This is a genomic window from uncultured Marinobacter sp., assembly GCF_947488835.1.
In the GTDB taxonomy this organism is placed as follows: Bacteria; Pseudomonadota; Gammaproteobacteria; order Pseudomonadales; family Oleiphilaceae; genus Marinobacter.
Genome location: NZ_CANLBK010000003.1, coordinates 23336 through 43865 on the forward strand (window position 1 = coordinate 23336; position 20530 = coordinate 43865).

Annotated in this window: 10 protein-coding genes; 2 read left to right on the forward strand and 8 right to left on the reverse strand. The window is 55.7% G+C overall.

All coding sequences use genetic code 11. The features are described 5' to 3' along the window. Positions 1 to 42 precede the first annotated feature (42 nt). Together Q0824_RS11690 and Q0824_RS11695 are read right to left on the reverse strand one after the other, a co-directional pair. Positions 43 to 8670, reverse strand: coding sequence for an Ig-like domain-containing protein (locus Q0824_RS11690; protein WP_298450572.1), 8628 nt, complete (start codon positions 8668 to 8670; stop codon positions 43 to 45). Positions 8671 to 9464: 794 nt separating this feature from the next. Further along, positions 9465 to 12044, reverse strand: coding sequence for an EAL domain-containing protein (locus Q0824_RS11695; RefSeq protein WP_298450575.1), 2580 nt, complete (start codon positions 12042 to 12044; stop codon positions 9465 to 9467). Positions 12045 to 12766: 722 nt separating this feature from the next. Here Q0824_RS11695 and Q0824_RS11700 point away from each other — a divergent pair. Then, positions 12767 to 12922 carry a hypothetical protein gene (locus Q0824_RS11700; RefSeq protein WP_298450578.1) on the forward strand — a complete coding sequence of 52 codons (156 nt, stop codon included), beginning with the start codon at positions 12767 to 12769 and terminating at the stop codon, positions 12920 to 12922. A gap of 186 nt (positions 12923 to 13108) precedes the next feature. On the opposite strand, the gene Q0824_RS11705 is transcribed toward Q0824_RS11700, so the two are convergent. The 5 genes from Q0824_RS11705 to Q0824_RS11725 form a co-directional block, all read right to left on the reverse strand. After that, on the reverse strand, positions 13109 to 13837 hold the full coding sequence (locus Q0824_RS11705) for a response regulator transcription factor (RefSeq protein WP_298450581.1): 729 nt from the start codon (positions 13835 to 13837) through the stop codon (positions 13109 to 13111). Then, on the reverse strand, positions 13834 to 15777 hold the full coding sequence (locus Q0824_RS11710) for an ATP-binding protein (RefSeq protein ID WP_298450584.1): 1944 nt from the start codon (positions 15775 to 15777) through the stop codon (positions 13834 to 13836). The genes Q0824_RS11705 and Q0824_RS11710 overlap by 4 nt, the downstream gene beginning before the upstream one ends. Before the next feature lie 215 nt (positions 15778 to 15992). Continuing rightward, positions 15993 to 16769 (reverse strand): hypothetical protein, encoded by a 777-nt coding sequence (locus Q0824_RS11715; protein WP_298450587.1) that lies wholly within the window; start codon positions 16767 to 16769, stop codon positions 15993 to 15995. Between the two features lie 346 nt (positions 16770 to 17115). Next, positions 17116 to 17535 (reverse strand): transcriptional regulator, encoded by a 420-nt coding sequence (locus Q0824_RS11720; RefSeq protein ID WP_298450590.1) that lies wholly within the window; start codon positions 17533 to 17535, stop codon positions 17116 to 17118. A 4-nt stretch (positions 17536 to 17539) separates the two neighbouring features. Continuing rightward, a complete protein-coding gene (locus Q0824_RS11725) occupies positions 17540 to 17851 on the reverse strand; it encodes a type II toxin-antitoxin system HigB family toxin (RefSeq protein WP_298450592.1) in 312 nt (103 codons plus the stop codon). A 319-nt stretch (positions 17852 to 18170) separates the two neighbouring features. Here Q0824_RS11725 and Q0824_RS11730 point away from each other — a divergent pair, with 319 nt between their 5' ends. Further along, complete coding sequence (locus Q0824_RS11730) at positions 18171 to 19091, forward strand: NAD(P)-dependent oxidoreductase (RefSeq protein ID WP_298450594.1); 921 nt, start codon at positions 18171 to 18173, stop codon at positions 19089 to 19091. A gap of 124 nt (positions 19092 to 19215) precedes the next feature. On the opposite strand, the gene Q0824_RS11735 is transcribed toward Q0824_RS11730, so the two are convergent. After that, a complete protein-coding gene (locus Q0824_RS11735; protein WP_298450597.1) occupies positions 19216 to 20373 on the reverse strand; it encodes a helix-turn-helix transcriptional regulator in 1158 nt (385 codons plus the stop codon). Between the last annotated feature and the right edge of the window lie 157 nt (positions 20374 to 20530).

Consider the following 20530-nt stretch of genomic DNA (forward strand, 5'->3'; position numbering starts at 1 on the left):
GTGCAATGGGCCGGGCGAACCCGGCGTTGGCTCAGGGCCGCATTACACCAAGCCCTGAGAGGTGAGAATACCGGTGGCTATGGCCGTCTGATAAGCTCTGGTAAAGCCATCGTCGGCATTGGGATTGCCGTTCCAAGCTCCGCTCCAGAGGCCTCTCGCTGACGATGCTGACGACGTAACTCGTGTGATGTCCCCCCATGGTTTTATTATCACCGCTTCGCCCGAGCCGGTTTTGAAAGTCAGCGTCATGAGATTTTCCATTCCATTCACTTCCTGAGCCTTCAGACCAACAACCGGTGCCCCGTCGCCGACGAGCACGATCCTATCAAGGGTTCCGAGGTTCGCACCGCCGGTCCACTGTCCCCAAGTCGCCTCGGCGTGCGCGCCGGTCTGCGGGGTGTCGTGTAACCTCCATGAATCGGAATCCACTCGGATGTAGATGGTGTACTCGACGCCCTCTTGGAACTCGCGACCACTGTGATCGGAGCTCACCCCGTTGACCATATCGAACACCACAATCGAGGTATCCACAGGTGGCTCAACTACGGTCACCGTCTCGGCCGAGGCAACCGACAGGTTGCCGGCCGCATCGGTGGTGTAAACGCGGTAATCGCCGGCCGCTAAGCCAGTGGCGGCTAGATTGGTAGCGGTGTTAGCGGCGCTGATGGCCACCGAGTTCCAGTGCTCGTCGGCCGCGCCGGTGATGTCGGTCAGGCTGCTGACCACGACGCTACTGTGCACCAAATAAGCCGTGCCGGTCTCGCTGCTTTGCACCACGGCGCTTTCGCTCGGTTCGATCGTGCTGGCCGTGACCGCAGCCGCCGGTGGCGTGGTATCGACCAAGTAACCGGCGTTATCGACCACAGCATCGTGCTGGAGCAGCGTGGCGTTACCGGCGGCGTCGGTGATGGCACCGCCGTTGAGGCTGAGGCTGTTGGCGTCGATGGCAATGCCGTCGAGGTCGGTTTGGCCAGCCTGGATGGTGTACTGGAACTCCAGTTCTGTGCCGCCGCTGCCAGAAACGTAGCTCGCCTGCACGGCGCTGCCACCGATGTTCAGCGTCAGCTGCGGGCTGCCGGCGACGGTTACCACATCGTCGAGAGTGACAGTGAAGCTCACAACATCGCCAGCGTTGAGGGTGTTATTCTGGAGGCCGGTAGCGCTGCTGATGGCCACAGCCGTGATGCTGGCGCGGGTGGCATCCACCGATTCGCCGCTCAGGGTGACGCTGGTCACCCGCTCGCTGCTGTTGCCAGCGGCATCAGTGAAGGCCAGCTCGGTGACGGCGCTGCCGCCGTCGGCGATATCAGCATCGCCCTCGACCACGGTGTAGGTGCCGGTGTAGGTGCCGTTGCCATTATCGGTGATATTGCTAAGAGTCTGGCCGTTGAACTGTGCCGAGGACAGGGTCAGGCCGGCCTCGTTGCCGGCGGCGGTGATCGTCACCGCCACTGCGTCGCCGATGGCCCAGCTGCCGTCGGCCACGCTGACTGCTGCCACCGTGGGATCGGTGGTGTCGACTTTATAGGCCTCGTTGGCGGCCACAGCGTCGTGCGCGATCGACGTGGCGGGATTGCCGTGGATGTCGGCAATGCTGCCGCCGCTGAGGCTGTTGGCGAGGACGCTGATACCGTCGAGGTCAGTTTGGCCAGCGTGGATGGTGTACTCGAACACCAAGGTGTCGCTGCCGCTGCCGGAGGCGTATACGGCCTGCACGTTGGTGCCGCCGATATCGAGTGTCAGCTGGAGATTGCCGAGCGCGTCGACTGCCTCATCAAAGGAGACTGCCACACTGAGCACGTCGCCTTCATTGAGCCAGCCGTTTTGGGCGCCGTCGGCACCGCTGAGAGCAACACCGGTGAGAATTGGCGGGACGGTGTCAATGGTCAGCGCCACGGGCGAGGCGACTGAGAGGTTGCCGGCGCCATCGACACTGTAGACCACGTAGTCGCCATCGCGCAGGCCGCTGGTGGCGAGCAGCGCATCGACGCCGGCCTCGGTAACGGCGGCAGACACCCAAAGATCGGTAGCGGCGTTGGTGATGTCAACTTCGCCATCAACTGTGACACTGCCATGCACCAGATAGATGGTACCCGGCTCAGTGCTCTTTACCGGGAACTTGGCAACGTCAATGCCAGCGGCGTTAACGCTCAGATCTGCACTGCTGTCGTCATTGACGTTCCTCACCACAAAGCCGTCGTCATCGAAACCCATCACCCTGTGGCCTTCGGCGTTAAAGCGCTGCACAAAGATACTGTAATCACCGTCACTGTCACGGCCGTACCAGGTGACGAGAAAGGCGCCGTCGTCGCCCACCGCGGTGACTTGTGGGTCCCTATCGTTACCATCGGTCCTGCCGATACCCTCAAGCCGCACCGGAGCGTTGCCGGTGATCGTGCCGTCGGCATTAAAGCGCTGCACGAAGACGCTGTCATCGCCCTCAGCGTCTTCGCCTTGCCAAGTAACTACATAGACCCCGGCGCTGCCCACCGCGGTAACCTGCGCTTCTGAAACATAAAGACTGGAGTTGCCGATGGCCTCGAGCTGTACTCGCGCGTTGTCCGTGGTGGTGCCGTCGGCATTGAAGTGCTGCACGAAGATGCAGGCATCGCCACCCTCGAGCCCACCCTCCCAGGTCACGACGAATGCGCCGTTGTCACCCACCGCAGTGATTTGCGGGTCGATGTTATGAACCCCGATGCCGTCGAGCTGCGTCATCGGTCCATCGGTGGTTCCGTCGGCCTGGAAGCGCTGCACGAAGATACTCAGAGTGCCGCTGCTGTTATCACCTGTCCAAGCGACCACGTAGGCATCGCTGTTACCCACCGCAGTCACCTGCGGTTGATAATCGTAACCGAACGTATCGAGCTGCACTTGCGCGCCAACCGTGGTGCCGTCGGCATTAAAGCGCTGCACGAAGATGCTATCGCCATCCACGTCATCGCCTTGCCAGGTCACGACGAATGCGCCGCTGTTGCCCACCGCGGTGATTTGCGGGCTGGAATTATCACCCAAGGCGTCGCCGTTAGCGTCGAGCTGCGTTATCGCCCCGTTGGTGGTGCCGTCGGCATTGAAGCGCTGCAAGAAGACGCTCGTATGGTCGTTAGTGGTGCTGCCGTCGTTATTGCTGTTGTCACCTGCCCAGGTGGCCACGTAAGCGCCGCTGCTGCCCACCGCAGTCACCTGCGGGTCTTCGTCAGCGCCGGCTGAATTGCCAATGGCCTCGAGTTGCACTGGGCCGCTGCCGGCGGTGGTGCCGTCGGCATTGAAGTGCTGCACAAAGATGCTGTAATCACCGTTGCTGTCACGGCCGTACCAGATGACGACGTAGGCGCCACTGCTGCCCACCGCGGCGATTTGCGGGTATTTGTTACTCTCACCGTAGAGGCCGTTGGCTACGAGCTGCACCGGCGCGTTGCCCGTGGTGGTGTTGTCGGCATTGAAACGCTGCACAAAGATACTGTCATCTCCATCGGCGTCCTCACCCTCCCAGGTGACCACGTAGGCGCCATCGCTGCCCACCGCGGTGATTTGTGGTCTGCGGTCACCTCCATCGGTGACGCCGGTGGCCTCAAGCTTCACGGAAACCGCCGGCAGGATCACTACCGGCCGATTGGCGTCGATTGATTCGCCGTTAAGTACCACACTGGTGGTGGCCGCGCCCACGTTGCCAACCGGGTCGGTGAAAGCCAGTTCGGTGACGGCGCTGCCGCCGTTGGCGACATCGGCATCGCCCTCGACCACGGTGTAGGTGCCGGTGTAGGTGCCATCGCCATTATCGGTGACATTGGCAAGGGTCTGACCGTTGAATTGGGCCGAGGTGAGGATCAGGCCGGTCTCGTTGCCGGTGGCAGTGATCGTCACCGCCACCGTGTCGCCGATGGCCCAGTTGCCGTCGGCCACGCTGACGGCAGCCACTGTGGGCGCGATGGCGTCCACTTTATAGGCGTCGTTATCGGCGACAGCGCTGTGGCTGAGCACGGCGGCGTTGCCGGCGGCATCGCGGACGGTGCCACCGTTGAGGTTGAGGCTATTGGCGTTGATGCGGATACCGTCGAGGTCGGATTGGCCAGCTTGGATGATGTATTCAAACACCAGCGTGTTGCTGCCGCTGCCGGTGGTGTAAGTAGCCTGCACGGGGCTGCCGCCAATATCGAGGGTCAGTTGCGGGTTACCGGTGACGGTCACGACCTCGTCGAGCGTGACGGTGACGGTGACCATATCGCCGTCAACAAGCCAGCCGTTCTGGGCACCGTTCGCGCCCAGGGTGATGCCGGTGATGCTCGGCGCGGTGGCATCGAGGGTGAAGGCGATGTCGCCGCTGGCAATACTCACGGTACCGGCCGCATTGCTAACCTGCGCGGTCAGGGAGCGCTCGCCATCGGCGCCCAGCTCGGCCGCCACTACGTCGATGTCGACGTAGCCCTGTGCCAAGTCGCCCGCACTTAAGATCGTGAACTTGGCCGGGGCAAAAGCCGCACCGTCGAGTTGTAGCTCGACGCGATCACCCGCTTCGAAGGCGCCGGCGGTCGGCAAGGTCACGCGGAAGGTGGTGATGACCGCCTCATCGGCATTGAGCACGCCGTCGGCCAGATCGGTACCCAACTCGGCCAGTATCGGTATAGCCGCATCGATCAGCGACTGTAGCTCGGTGCGGGTATCAACCTCGCTGCCGTCGTCAGCTGTAGCGGCTATCGCCGCCTGCACTGCCGCCAAGTTCTCCGTCGTTACGCCGGTGATGCCCAGCGTTTCCAGATGCGCCTGAGTCGGGGCCGTGCCGCCAGCCGCGCCTTCGAGCACGGCCGCCATCGCGCCAATCAATACTTGCAGCTCGGCAGGGCTGTCAACTTCGCTGCCATCGTCGGCGGTAGCGGCGATCAACGCCTGCATAGCGGCCAAGTTGCCGGGCGTTACACCGGTGATGCCTAGCGTTTCAAGATCCACCAGGGTCGGAGCTGTGCCGCCGGCCGCACCGGTCAACACCGCTTGTGCAGCATCCACCAGCGCTTGCAGCTCGGCGCGGGTATCCACTCTGCTGCCGTCATCCGCGGTCGCTTCAATCGCCGCTTGTACCGCGGCAAGGTTGTCCAGGGTCACACCGGTGATGCCCAAGGTATCCAAATGCGCTTGGGTCGGCGCCGTGCCGCCAGCCGCACCTGCGCGCACCGCCAGCACCGCCTCGACCAGCGCTTGCAGCTCGGCGCGAGTATCGACCTGGCTGCCATCGTCGGCGCTGTCGGCAATGGCGAACTGCACCGCAGCAAGGTTCTCGGGCGTGATGCCGGCGATGCCCAGAGTCTCCAATTGAGCCTGACTCGGCGCCGTGCCGCCAGCGGCCGCTTCAAGCACGATCGCTGCCGCCGTGACAAGGGCCTGCAACTCGGCTGGGGTATCGACCTCGCTGCCGTCATCAACGGTGGCGGCAATGGCCGCTTGTACGGCGGCCAGATTGGCCGGCGTCAGACCAGTGATGCCCAGCGTTTCCAGTTCGGTTTGGGTCGGCGCGGTGCCGCCGGCCGCACCGGTCAGCACGGCTTGTGCGGCATGGACCAAGGCCTGTAGCTCGGCGCGGGTATCGACGCCGCTGCCATCGTCAGCCGTGGCGGCGATGGTTGCTTGCACAGCGGCAAGATTCTCCGGCGTGACGCCGGTGATCCCTAAGGTCTCTAAATGAGTCGGGGTGGGCGCTTCGCCACCGGCCGCGCCGGTTAGCACCGCTTGAGCCGCATCGACCAGCGCCTGCAGCTCGGCTTGGGTATCCACTTCCGTGCCGTCATCGAGGGTCGCCGCAATCGCCGCTTGTACGGCGGCAAGGTTCTCCCGCGTGACACCTATGACACCAAGCGCCTCAAGCTCAACCTGATCCGGCGGTGTGCCACCGGCCGCACCATCACGCACTGAGGCCCACGCCTCATCTAGCACCACCGGTGTCACCACGGCCTGAAGCTCTGCAAGGGTATCAACCTCGCTGCCATCATCAGCGGTGGCGCCAATCGCCGCTTGCACCGCCGCCAGGTTGCCTTCGGTAACGCCCACAACGCCCAACAGTTGCAACTGAGCCAAGGTCGGCGGCGTGCCGCCAGCCGCACCCTCGCGCACCGCCAGCACCGCCTCGACCAGCGTTTGCAGCTCGGCGCGAGTATCGACCTGACTGCCATCGTCGGCACTGTTGGCAATGGCTGCTTGCACCGCGGCCAAGCTCTCCGGTGTCACGCCGGAGATGCCCAGTGTCTCCAGGTGAACCTGGGTCGGCGCCTCACCACCGGCGGCGCCGGTTAGCACCGCCTGTACCGCATCGACCAGCGCTTGCAGCTCACCTTGCGTGTCCACTTCCGTGCCGTCATCGAGGGTCGCCGCAATCGCCGCTTGCACGGCGGCAAGGTTCTCCGGCGTGACGCCGGTGATGCCTAAGGTCTCTAAATGAGTCGGGGTGGGCGCTTCGCCACCGGCCGCGCCGGTTAGCACCGCCTGAACCGCATCGACCAGCGCTTGCAGCTCAATTTGCGTGTCCACTTCCGTGCCGTCATCGAGGGTCGCCGCAATCGCCGCTTGCACGGCGGCAAGATTCTCCGGCGTGACGCCGGTGATCCCTAAGGTCTCTAAATGAGTCGGGGTGGGCGCTTCGCCACCGGCCGCGCCGGTTAGCACCGCTTGAGCCGCATCGACCAGCGCCTGCAGCTCGGCTTGGGTATCCACTTCCGTGCCGTCATCGAGGGTCGCCGCAATCGCCGCTTGTACGGCGGCAAGGTTCTCCGGCGTGACACCTATGACACCAAGCGCCTCAAGCTCAACCTGATCCGGCGGTGTGCCACCGGCCGCACCATCACGCACTGAGGCCCACGCCTCATCTAGCACCACCGGTGTCACCACGGCCTGAAGCTCTGCAAGGGTATCAACCTCGCTGCCATCATCAGCGGTGGCGCCAATCGCCGCTTGCACCGCCGCCAGGTTGCCTTCGGTGACGCCCACAACGCCCAGCAGTTGCAACTGAGCCAAGGTCGGCGGCGTGCCGCCAGCCGCACCCGCAAGTACAGCGACCACCGCATCAACAATCCCCTGCAATTCGGCCTGAGTATCCACACCGCTGCCATCATCAGCCGTGTCCGCAATCGCCGCCTGCATCGCTGTGAGGTTTTCAGGCGTCACCCCGGTGATGCCCAAGGCTTCAAACTCAGCCTGGGTCGGCGCCCTTTCACCTGCCGCAGCGCCACTCATCGCCGCGCCAGCCTCGGCCACCACCACTGTGGTTACCAGCGTTTGTAACTTACCGGGAGTGCCAACTTCGCTGCCATCATCAGCCGTGGCCGCAATGCCGGCTTGCACCGCCGTGAGATTTTCAGGCGTTAAGCCGGTGATGCCAAGAATTTCAAGCTCTGCTTGCGTGGGCGGCGTGCCGCCAGATGCACCTTCGCGTACCGCATCCACTGCATCAACAATCGCCTGCAGCTTTGGCACTGTATCCGCCCGCATCTCGTTGAGTGCGTTAGTGATCGCCTCCCGATTTGCTTCGCTGACACCGCTAACACCCGAATTTGCCCCAAACAAATCGGCCACTGCGTCACCCGTTTGGCCGGCCACGATGGCACCAACTAGCAGAATCGCTTGCGCTGCCGGACTAAGCGTGGCCACGCCGCCGCTAAGATCGATTCCCGCGACCAGTGCATCGATGGTGGCCTGGCTGTCGCCGCCATTATCCAGGTCGGCACCTGAGAAGGCGGCCAGCAAGATGCCGTAGGCTTCGCTTTCACTGATGCCATCGCTGGTATCAAAACTGGTGTCACCGTTCACGGTGACGACTGGGAGGTTATGCAGATCACTGAGGCCGAAGGCGTTCGCGATAGCCTTATTAATGGCCGCTACATCGTCCGCCTGGAGGGGGTCACCGCCGGCTGCTTCCAAGGCTTTGTGATAAGCGATGGTGGTCAGGGCGTTCAGGTTCAGTGTTAACGTGCTGCTTGCTTCGGTAATCGCACCAACGGTAAACAGCTCAGCGTTGAGGTTGGCCGGAGCATTGGTGGCTTCGTCCAGGTGATCATTGCTCGCGCCGGTGTTTATCGCCTGCGCAATCACTACACCGCGATAACTGCCCACGGCGACGCTGAAGCGCCCTTCAGCATCCACCAGGCTTTGGCCCAGCTCGGTGATACCGTCGGCCTGATAAACGCCTACCTTTAAATCGTTGCCCGCCAATACCGGGCCTGCCACTACCTGACCTACTACGGTGTTGACCTCTGGAGTGTCTTCGTCATGACCGCCGCCGTGGCTGGATTGTGCGATCAGAGCACCACCCAGAAACGCTGCGCCACCCAGGAACACGGCAGCGGGATCCAGATCCGATGAGTCCGCTGCCTGCCAGACGATATCACTACCTTCGACAACCGGATCCGCTGCGGTAACCTGCTTTATGTTGCCCGCCTCGCTGACTTCGAACACAGCACCTTGGTCGGCGTCGTAAAACTGCTCAAGCTGCGCCACCGGCTCATCGTCAATCTCTATTACCAGCGCATCGTCTTTTTTCTTCAACACCAGGTTGCTGACCGGTTCCTGTGTATCTGCATCCACAATGGCGTAGGTCGCATTGGTTTCCACAGGAAGCGACAAAAACGCATCCAGCGCGTGGGTTTCGATGATTTGGGCTGAGGTAACAATACGTAGTTGAAGCGCTGACATGGCAAAGGTCTCCGAGACCGGACGTTGTCTTAGTTTTTATTAACAGACTGCTTCCGCGCGACACAGCTATCTCTTGGTTCTTTGAATAATTATTTCTAGCCGCGCACGAGCTTAAGCATATAGTTCTACTCGTGCTATCAGTCTGCGCAAAAAAAAAAGACCCCGCCATTCTCAATCCTCTCAAAACTCTTACTTTTGCCTATTACTTTGTAAATAAACAACAAAATGATGTTTAGAGCGCCAACATATGAACAGCGATACCGAACAAACTGTCGAAGAGAGGCCAAGGAAGGCCTTGTGGAAGGTGGCCTAGGGTTTCGCTATTCGATAAATTCAGCATGATGTAGTGGTCAACTAATCCCGGACAGTATTTTAAAGCTGCCCTCAGCTGCAATGGACGGTATGCTGAAAGGGTTTGTAGGTCCGCCCTGGATGAAGAGGCTCACAGCGGTCATCCCGGTGATGCAGGGAGCGACCATGACCCTTATTTCTTGCCCGGAACCGGCGACAATTAGGAAGTTCTTTTTCAGTCATTCGCTTGATAGATATAAATCGCCGTCCTTCATTGCGTTGATGACAAGATTACCTCCAACGTAACAGGTATTCAGCCTCGGCAGTCGTTCAGGAATGCTCGTATCCACTCATTCTCAGCCGACCGCGGCTCAAGCTTGTAGCTTTTCAAAGTCCGAAAGAAGCGAGGGATCTAACTGCACAGGCCCATTCGCAAATCATTCGTGCTTCTCACATGACTACTGCCCTGACTCATAGGGAACGTCAGAAAATATGCATCATCGTTATGTCCCGGTACCCTCCGGCAAGAGGTCAGGCAGCTTTTTCAACTCAGCCAGAGGCATTGGCCGGGCAAACAGATACCCCTGCAGGATATCGCAGTGCCGGCGAGCAAGGTCGTCCTGCTGCTCACGGGTTTCTATCCCTTCCGCAACCACGATCATATCCATGTGATGGGCCATGGTAATCACGCCCTGAACGATAGCAGCAATCCGGTGATCGGTTGTGGTTTTCTCCACAAAGCTTCGATCGAGCTTTACCTTGTGAGTGGGCAAATCCCGAAGATAACTTAGGCTGGAAAAGCCTGTTCCGAAATCATCCAGGGCCACACGTATGCCCAATTCTTTTAGGGTTTCCATCAGTTCGATCACAGGCCCCGCACCGTCCAGAAGAACACTTTCCGTTACCTCCAGTTCCAGCAGTTGGGGCGAAAGGCCCGTTTCTGCCAGTATCCGGCGAAGGTCATCCAAAAAGCCGCCACGGATGAACTGTAAAGATGAAATGTTGACGGCAACTCGCAGCCCCCTTTCCCGGTGAGCATTAAAGTCTGCGATCTCCATGCAGGCTTGCTTAAGGACCCAGAGGCCGAGGGGCACAATCTGGCCGGTATGCTCGGCCAGAGGAATGAAGTCACCCGGGGGGATCATCCCTTTGATAGGGTGGTGCCATCGCACCAGGGCTTCGACACTGCGCATGTGTCCAGTGACAGCGTCCACCAGTGGCTGGTAATGGAGTTCAAACTGGTTTTCCTTCAGCGCAGTATGAAGATCATGCCTCAGGTTCACGCTGTTGTGACTGCGCTCGACTTTCTGGCCACTATGCCAATGCCAGGTGTTTTTACCCTGACGCTTGGCCCGCTCCCGGGCAATGTCTGCAAACTGGAGCAATTCATGAGGGGCCTTTAGAGGCACACTGTTGCAGGCGATCCCGATACTGGCGCTGATGTGAACCATTTGGCCGTCTACGTCGATCGGTTGTGCAAGGTTTGCCAGTATGCGTTCGGTTAGTTGGATGACTTCTTTCCTGCTCGTGTACCCGGGTAGCAGTAGACCAAACTCATCCCCAACTAATCGGGCAACGGTCGCGTCAGGCGCTGCCAGGGCTATGAGTCGTCGAGCAATGGTTATGAGCACCTGGTTCCCGACATGGTGCCCCAGCTCGTCATTAATAGGCTTGAATCCGTCGAGGTCAAGATACAGGGCAGCCAATGCTTTACGCCCTCCGTCCACAACCAGTGTTTCTCGCAGCTTTTCTTGAAACGAGACTTCATTGGGCAATCCGGTAACCAAGTCGTGGGTGGCTTGGTAGATAATCTGAGCTTCCTGCTCCTTTTGGTGGGTAACATCCTGCTGAGTTCCGATAAAGTGTGTGCACAGGCCGTCATTATCGAACACTGGGCTGATCCGAAGGTGGTTCCAGAAAGGTGTTCCGTCCTTTCGGTAATTGACTAGCTCGACATTGACCTCAGTTTTGTGGCGTATTCCATGCCGTATGGCCTCAAGTGCTTCCGGAGCGGTGTTTTCTCCTTGAAGAAAACGACAATTACGCCCTATCACCTCGTCGTGGGCGTAACCGGTCATTTCGGTGAACGCGGGGTTGGCATAGACCACTGGCATGTCTGGGCTGCATACTTCCACCATCAGCATGCCGTTAGGGCTTGCCTCAATGCCACGCTTGAGCAGGTGCAGATCTGAACCCTGATGTTTGCGATCGGTAACGTCCTGGCAGAGACCGTAGACACCGACGATTTTACCTTGGATGGTGACCGGGAAGTTGGTGACCTCCAGAAAGTAGGAATAGCCGGAGGCGTGGATGCCCATGGTTTCGTAAGTGATGATTTCACCGTTTCGAACTCTGTCGAATGCGGCCTGGGTGTGTTCGCGGTAATCAGGCTCAACAAAGAGATTGAAGTGAAGACCGTGTAAGCTATCCGCCGAATAGCCGGAAATTCTTTCCAGTGCCTCGTTACAGCTCTGGAAGCGACCATCGAGGTCGAATGTGTATACTCCATCCGGATGGTTGTCGAACAGGGCCCGATGCCACTCGGAGAGAGTCCTGTGGTTCTCAGCATCCCGGTGTCGGAGGATGGCCAAGGCGACCAGGGCGGCAGCCCGGGCTAGGTTGCGTTGAGCCCCCGCAGTCGGGGTAGCTGGAACACGATAGTAGGTTGCAAAGGTGCCCAAGAGTTCGTTCTTCGAGGTGAGAATCGGCATGGACCAACAGGCACGAACGCCTTCTTCCAAGGCGATGTCATGGAAGCCCGTCCAGCGGCGATCTTCCTGAATGTTGTCAGTAATGACTAATTCTTTAGTAAAGGCCGCCGTACCGCAGGTGCCCATGTTCTCAGCCACCTGAATATCCTGCATGACCCGGGAAAAGTGTTCTGAAAACCGTTCGCTGGGCATCAGATTCAGGCTGTTGGTGGCCGGATCAAATTGCATGATGGATACGAGCGCGCCGGGCATCATGCTGCCGACCCAGACGGCTATCGCGTCCAATGTCTGTTCCAGAGGATGTTGCTGGGCGATCAGTTCATGGATGTTCTGTTGCGCTTCCAGCACGGAAAATTCAATGTCACTCATCATGCGATGCTCTGCCTACAGATGGGGTTCTTCTCAGAAAGCCGTTTACGCCAACCGCCAGAGCATGTCTGAGGTGAGCACTGGAGGACGATCTCAGCTCTCAAACGAACATTTCTCCAGACTAGCCTGAGGCATTCAATGGCTATAGCCGAAGTTGAACCAAAATCGTGGATTCTTCTGCTGGCCGTCGGACAGGGCCTCGCCACCCCCGAGTTTCCAAGCCCTCACCAGGTCGGCGCTCCAGCCATTGCGCTTGTAGAGCACACCGAAACCGGCACCGGAGACCGATCGAACGCCTCCATCGTCGGAGCCTCCGTTGAGCGTGCAGGAATGTTTTTGGGGATGTCAGTCTCACTCCTCTCAATACTATCAGCGGGCAATAACGCCAGCCACGACACTCTAAGCACATATTTGCGAGCCGAGAAAAGGATGCATTGTCCTGCCCCTACTTGTGCGAATCAGCCCGCCAACTTCCACGCTGTCCATGACAGTTTTTACACTCTCGGTAGGCTTTGCGCTTTCGATAATCACCGCACTCGCGACATGCCTTATGGTTTCTCACGCCGCCGCAGACCGAATAAAACTGGGGAAAAATATTCCCTTTAGCGTGCTGATAGATGCCCAGGGCAGTTCTCGTCCAACCAGGCTGCAGAAAAACTCGCACAGTAGAACTTGATAGAGCGCTCTTCCTTCTATCCTGATTGCGCGAATGGGAAATGTGACCTATGGACTACCGCAATCCTGTATTAGTTCTGTTTGGCATGCTATCGGCAGTGGGGCTTGTGCCGCTCAATCGCGAGTTCCATGCAATCTGGCTACATGCATTGATTGCGTTCATTTTGTTGGTCACGGCGATAGCCGTTTACCGAATACAGGAATAAAAAATCAAAGAACTAGACAGGAGCCAACTCGCCAGCAAGCTCAAAGCAGAACGGGATGCCAGCTTCCACCAAAGTCAGTTTATGGGCATCGCGTCCCAGGAGTTCCGCACACCGTTGGCGGTGATCTCGACCTGCTTGGCTGACTTGGAAGTTAATTGCATCTGATTAAGCCGCAATGGATGCTGATCAACCCATTACTCGCTCTTCAACATTGCCTACAAATACCAGCCCTTTACCAAAAATAGAGCGAAGCGGAAGGTTTATATTCTCTTGCTTCGCTTTTTTGCGCAACCGGCTGAGAATGACATCGATTCGGTGAATATCCGACTGTTCTTCATAACAAAACATCAGATCAAGCAACGTCTCTTTAGTAAAAACCTCACCAGCCGAACGAGCCAGCGTGCTGACCAGAGAATACTCTTGGGTTGAGAGGGCTAAATCGTCACCGTTAGGCGTGATCAGCCTTTGACGCGATGCATCCAATTGCCACTCGCCAGAAGCCTCCCTTACGGTTTGTGCTGTGCTGGCAGGCTCGCTTTCCTGTTGCATCCTTCGCCATAGGCCATCAATAGCGGTTGCAAGTTCTACGAAGTTGACTGGTTTTACGAGGTACAAATCGGCCCCCAAGTTGAGACCTCGCAATTTATCTTGCTGGTGTCCCCGCGCAGTGGCAATAATCACGCCCATTTTGCCTATATCCTTGAGATAATCCACAACACTGAAACCATCTTCGCCAGGCAACCCCAGATCAACCATCACAATATCAGCCGGGCTGCGGTGAAGTTTTTTCCAGAATTGCTCAGCGCTTGAAACACCCCAAACGCTGTACCCACGCTGTTGGAGAAAAAATATTAACTCGTCCAGTAGGTCTGAGTTGTCTTCGATGATACTGATTGCTGGTTTTCTGGCGGTCACGAATCGGAGTTCTCCTCTCCCGGTTGAAATGTAAGCTCAAAACAACTGCCCTGGCGGCTCGTCAACACGACCCTTAAATCGCCGCCGTGGGCGCGGCTTATTTCCCGCGCAACAAACAAACCTAGACCTGCGCCGCGGCGAACATGATCCCCGCGACGATAACGTTCGAAGATCCAACTGGTATCCTCAATACCCTGGCCCTCATCGCATATACGAATTGCCACCAGACCTTCAAGTGATGAGCAATCCACCCGGATTAGCCCACCTTCAGAATGTTTGACGGCGTTGTCGATAACATTCGACAGGGCAATACGAATCAGGGCTGTGTCTACGATCACGGTCCAGTCTTGCAACCCTGAACCCTCGATCTCTCTGTTTGCTGCCGTCAGCTGCAAATTGTGCGCACTGGACAGCTCAGCCAACTCAGAGGCGGAACGTACAAGATCGATTAGTTTGGTCGGTTTTGGGTCAACATACAGATTATCAGCTGCAAGCCGCGCATCGGCAAGGCAATTATCAGTCAGCGAAACCAGCCGGTCTGTCGCACGGCGGATCTTGCCATATCGCCCTGTTCGCACACTATTTGCGCCACCCTCTAGGTGTACTAAATTCTCCAGCGCACCAGAGATCACTGCCAGAGGCGTACGGAACTCATGTGAAACCATCCCCATAAACTGACGTTGGTGGAAGCTGGCATCCCGTTCTGCCTTAAGCTCACTAGCAAGTTGACTCTTTTCCAATTCTTTCAGTTTTTGCTCTCTGACCCGGAAGACTGCGGTTGCCATCACCAATAACACGAGGGTGATCAGTACATACTGCCAAATCACGTAAATCTCACCATTGAATGGCACCAGCCCAAGTAACGAAAGCAATGCAAACAGGCCACCCAAAATGCATGCGATAGGCGTAGCGCATAACAATAACGTCGTAACGTTGAAGTTTGAGCGCCGCCACTTATAGGCTACGGCGCATATAAAAACGACCGCTCCGAGCAAGAAAAGGCAGCTCAGAATCCGGATGGCGAGCCCGTATTGCTCAAGAGGTATTAAAACAACTAACGAAAGAATCATTGCGCTTAGAGTGATCAGCAGTTTGTGCGTACGAGACAACAGGAGTCTGAGGCGTGCGGTTTCTGCTGATAGCCAGAGCAGGGTTGAATAGGAGCTTAGCGTCAGTATGCCCGTCAGGTAGTGCTGCAATTCCGCCCCGAATTGGGGCAGCAGCCAGCTGATGTAGCCCTGTATCGCAGCGACAAGCAAAAAAGAGGTGGAAAATGCCACTGCGGACCAGAGCAATGTGCCGCCGATCACAATCGCCAGCACGAGCGCGAGCGTTGTCGACAGCGTGGCCAGACCAAGAAAGAAGCTCCAGAATGATGTGGATCTTGTTGCGTGCCCCAGGAACTCCGCTGGCCGCCACAGATTGGCCTGTACGATCGTCGCGCTGCTACTTTGCACGCGTACTATCACCTCGTAGCCTTTTGCATTGCTAACAGGTGGTGCCAGGATGAACACCGACTTTCGGTAGTTAAGGTCTGCTTGGCCGATCGTCAGATCTCCGGCTCGCTTTGATAGCCAGGGCTCGTCGCCGCCAATAGGGCGTGCAAAAATCTTGAGGTCATCAAGAAAATTAGGTCCTACCTCCATCCAGAGATCGGCGCCGGCAAATGCCGTTTCCGGCAACTCGAACCTAAGCCAGAATGCCCCATTCGTGTAACCGCGAGAAAAGGTTGAGTGCTGGTCCAGACTTTGATCGGTCAGCTTTTCTACAGCTCGTGCAAGCGAAAACTGAGCCATGGGATCTGCAAGGGCGCTATAGGGAATGTCTTTTCCAAGTTTCAATGGGTCGGCGAGCAATGAGGCTGGTATAAGCCACGCAAGCAACAGGAGGAGGCGATAGAGCGTCAAAAGGCTATTTTTATTATAGGAATAGCTTTGCATATTGGGCTTTTATATATTGATCTTTAGCAGAAAATGGTGGATTTAAGCATGGTTTCGCCATAGTTGCTATCTGTCACGAAGGTGTTACAACAGGGATGTTTCGTAATGGATCGTGCGAAGCAAGAAAGAATAGATGCAAGCGCTAGTCACGAGCAGGCGCGGACACAGACTCGACCCTGGATTCAGGGCCGAGCAGGTTAAGGCATTTTCCTTACTCAATAGTCCGATTGATTCAGCATCGACTCAATCTCAAATACTCCATCCTGATCAAGGTCGAGCTTGTAGGTAAGGTGGTTGCTGAAAATTTCCACCTGAAGTGCACGGCCACCTCTACGCAGAGTATAGGAGCCATCCTGCACACCTCCCAACCAACTGTCGTAAACGATTCCTGAAGTGATCTCAGCATCATACACAAGCCCCGCGGAGCCAAGACCAAGCTGGAAAGGTTCGGCAGCCATCATCGACCATGCGGCCTGGTAAGAGGGTAATCCCTCTACCTTGTTAATTACCAGATGGTAGTCACCCAAGTAGTACTCGAAACGGTTAACACCACTCGTGCGAGCCTTGAGCGACGCGCCTTTGAGGGATATTTGCGTGCCTTCGCTGAGCTTCAGATTGATGTCACCGTGGATATATGAGTCAGCAGTATCAGCGCTAGCGATTCCATACTTGTCGAACACCTGAAGAGTTTCTGAATTCAGAGCAGAAAAATGATCGAACCAATCATAATAACCGGAGACGACCTCAGTGGTTACTGAACCATGGAGTTTATAGGGGGATCTTAGCTGGGTAGACGCACAGGCCTCACGTTCAATGCGGAATTTATCGCCAGCACCAAAGTATGTGAAGCTATCAGGATCGACTTCCAGCTGGCCATTCTCGATGATTAACTCGGTTCTACCACCCAGATCACACATGTAATCAGTGAGATTGATCGTATTTCCGGGAACATCATGTTGTGTTAGCTGCCTCGGATCGACAGGATCAAGCAAAGGTCATATTCGGGCAGCCCGAAATTCTCACCCTGTGCCCAAAATACAAGTCGTTATGTGGGCTTAACCGTTTTCGATAGGGCGAGCACATTTCGACCAAACCCTTTCCCAGCAACGACTTACGCCGATTTACGACGGTGCCGGCCAGTTGAAACCGTCTAATGGGGTGCCCTCCGAAGCTATTTTCGAGGCCTTACGTGAAAGCGTAGGGCCTTTTTAATTTCCTGTGTCCAAATTGTGTCCACGAATTTAAACTGCTTTTTCTTGGTTCGGTAATTATGACCATTGCCTGATCACACTCCATGTTAGTGAAAACGCAGAAATAGCCCGGTTTTCTGGCTAGTGATCAGAAGAAGAGAGCCGGAGAAACATTAAAGCGCTCCCCCAGGGCCTCCATGTGCTTGCGGGTGAGTTTCTTCCCTTCCGCCTCGTTGAGGATTTTGCTGACGTTGCCTTTTGAGCCCAGCTCAGGCAAATCTGCTACGCCTAGGTTGTATTGATCCATAAGTGTTTTCAAGACAGCAATGCCGTTGTCAGTGCCTGCTACGGCAGCATTAAAGTCTTTGAACTCTTCTGCCTGATCTTCCCAGCGCTCAATGCTAACGGCGAGGATCTCGATGAGCGGCTTATTGGTATCATAATCTTCAATGAGGTCATCCATCATGGCCAAGGCGCTTTCGTAGTCTTTCTGGGTCTCGATATGGGCCAGAAATGGCAGCTCGCCCAGAACAGTGCGGAGCTGGTGAATCAAAGCGGTGTTTAACATGGCTCTACTCCTTGGTTCTGCGGTACTTGTCAGTTAGCCGGTCGTACTCGGCGTGGCTGCAAATATGTTTAACGTACATGCGGTTGTCACGGAATTCGATGAAAGCGATCAGGCGAAGGTTGTTGCCGCCTATGTCGATTACCCACCACTTATCCCTGTATTCGAAGTTATCCAGTGAGTGGAATACCTGGCGTAACTGTGCGGGCGTTTCAAATTTTCCGTTACGCAATGTTGTGTAGACGTTGATCAGAGCATCCCTGTCGTTCGGGTGCTGCAGAGCTGCGTCATTAAACGGTTTTCGTGAAATTACATGCACCGCCTTCCCTTTGTTTCATTTTTTGAAACCATATCACAGGGGTTTCCTTTTTGGAAACCTTCTCGTTTTGGCCGTTCCCTAAATGGGTCCACGGTGTGTCCACGAATTTAAACTGCTGCGTCTCTTCACTGAAATCACGCCCCCTGCCCTGATCCCGGACAACCGCTCTTAGGGCACAGAAAGAACAATCCCAAGAGCCTTGGGGTTTTCGCTCATTTCCGAAATCATTATCCCAACTAACGCCTTAGTCTTAACAGACGATTCACCTCCTTGAAGACTGGCCTAGCCTCAAGTATCAACTCCAATAACAAGGAATGATATGAAAGTGCTTATTGTAGGCGGCTCCGGAATGATCGGCGGCAATACTGCTTTGCATCTGCAGGAGCTTGGCCATGACGTAACCCTTGCGGCACGAAATCCGGCGAAAGCAGGCACACTGATGGCCGCCATGCCAATAATTTTCGGCGATTATACTCGTCAAGAATTCACCAAAGCCGACCTGGCACCGTTTGAAGCGATCGTTTTTGCGGCTGGCAATGACATCCGCCATGCTTCACCGGATGAACAAACAGCGGAATTTTGGCGAGCGGCGCAATCAGAAGGTGTGCCTGCATTTGCTGAGCTAGCTCGAGATGCCGGGGTAAAGCGATTTATTCAGCTTGGCAGCTATTACCACCAATTACGCCCGGACCTTCTCGAAGGCAGTCCCTACCTACAAGCCCGCCAGCTAGCCGATGATAGAGCGCGAGCTCTGGCTACCGATGACTTCAATATTTGTACGCTAAACCCGCCCTCCATAGTGGGAGCCCTACCCGGCCTGATTGCCGCCCGCTATGAAACGCTTGCAGCGTGGGGGCAAGGGTTACGCCGCGACATTCCCAATACAGCGCCGCCTGGTGGCACCAACTACATGTCAGTACGCTCTCTTACCCAGGCAGTTGCAGGTGCCCTGGACCATGCTAAGACAGGTAAAGCGTATTTGGTTGGGGATGAAAACCTCAGCTTTAGAGAATTTTTCCAGCTGTTCTTTGATGTCGCCAACAATCCAGTTGAGATAGTAACAGTAGACGAGGAGCACCCGCTATTGCCTGACGCATTTATCGTTCAAGGTCGGGGAAACAGCTTGGTTTATGAGCCAACCCCCAAAGAAACGGAAGCATTGGGGTATAAACGGAAAGATATCAAAAACGCGGTAAGAGAAGTCATATCCCTGATCAGTTCCGCTAAACAGAAAAGCTGAGTCATGGCTATTAATGAAACATCCATTATAGATCTGCACGATAGCTTTCCGTTGATCACCGGTGCGGGCTCAGGAAGCAAACAGGGACTATGTGAAACGCTGGTTCCCGGTGGGAGGGAGCTTATCAGCCCCTTTCCAGCATACTTTTACCACTAAAACTGGCAACACTGTTCAACAGCACTCGAATCAGGTCGCTTTGCCGGGTAACGTCAACTTTAGAGAAAATTGAGCGCAGATGAGCTCGAGCCGTGTTGCGCTTGATGTCAGATGAAAGTGCAGCCTCATCTAAAGACATTCCGTTCATGATCTTTACAGCCAGCGATGCTTCTGCCGGAGTCAAATTGAACAGCTTGCGGACAACCTCGTCCTGACCCTCAATCTTATGAACAGTATCTCGGATAAAAATGGCTGCAGAAGGTCTCTTCCCGCCAGATGTCCAGCTGCCGGCTGGAATACTATGAACTGCGATGCTCAAACCAGCTTGGTCATTCTTCCTGTTAACTGTCATTACCTCAAATGCCGACTCCCTACCCGCAAAGCTCAGTGCCAAGGCATCTTTTAAACAAATTTTTAACTTCAAATTATCTGTTTCGAAAACAGCTTTGAGGCGATTATTCGCTAGCAGCAAACCATCCTTGTTCTCAAGAATTTTATCCGCAACTATATTGGATTTTATTATCTCCCCTTCTTCTGAGAGGATTACGACACCCAACTTCATTTCATCAATCGTGCGCTCATAAAGCGCACCAAATGACTGCTGTTTGATTATCTTGCTGTAAATCAGCACGGCTCGACGAAAATGCGGAATTAAATAATTGCACAAAGATTTATCTTTTATATCGAAAGCATGAAGGCTTTTCGGGCGACTAATTCGGAGAGGGCAACTCATTTCCTCTGAAACGTCTATATCAACGCCCATAATTCGGTATACATTCAGTACATTAAGGTATTCAGTATAATATGGCTTAGTCACCCACTCATCTTCTGTAAATAACTCGTCTGACGTTACAACCTCGTCAGACGGGAGTTCAACAAATGGGTCAAGGGAAAAAAACTGGCTGTGATACGCATGGATAAGTGGCGCGGGTATGTCCCCCGCTGTCAGAACAACACCTGGCAATGCGAATGTGGTGGGTCGGATCGCCAGTGTCACATAATTAGCATTTAGATAATTCTTAAGCAGTTCCAGACTTGAGGCCCATGGCTTTTTCTCCATCGCTCCCTCGTAGATTAAACCAATCAACTCCAGAAGATCGTGATTGCTTATCTTTAACTCATTCATAGAGGACATTTTGACTGTGGACTGCCACTTCAGATAGGTAGAAAGCTACCTTACATCGAATTCCCTTAACATGCTATAGATCAAAAGTCGGCCCCTAAACGCTACCTCGGCACTTGCTCTATCTGAACAGTCCAAGAGCCGCTCAGGGGGCCCATAA

Coding starts and splice junctions, on each gene's coding strand:
- Q0824_RS11690 (WP_298450572.1), bottom strand. CDS start 8,670: ATGTCAGCGCTTCAACTACGTATTGTTACCTCAGCCCAAATCATCGAA.
- Q0824_RS11695 (WP_298450575.1), bottom strand. CDS start 12,044: ATGATGAGTGACATTGAATTTTCCGTGCTGGAAGCGCAACAGAACATC.
- Q0824_RS11700 (WP_298450578.1), top strand. CDS start 12,767: ATGGACTACCGCAATCCTGTATTAGTTCTGTTTGGCATGCTATCGGCA.
- Q0824_RS11710 (WP_298450584.1), bottom strand. CDS start 15,777: ATGCAAAGCTATTCCTATAATAAAAATAGCCTTTTGACGCTCTATCGC.
- Q0824_RS11720 (WP_298450590.1), bottom strand. CDS start 17,535: ATGTTAAACACCGCTTTGATTCACCAGCTCCGCACTGTTCTGGGCGAG.
- Q0824_RS11730 (WP_298450594.1), top strand. CDS start 18,171: ATGAAAGTGCTTATTGTAGGCGGCTCCGGAATGATCGGCGGCAATACT.
- Q0824_RS11735 (WP_298450597.1), bottom strand. CDS start 20,373: ATGAATGAGTTAAAGATAAGCAATCACGATCTTCTGGAGTTGATTGGT.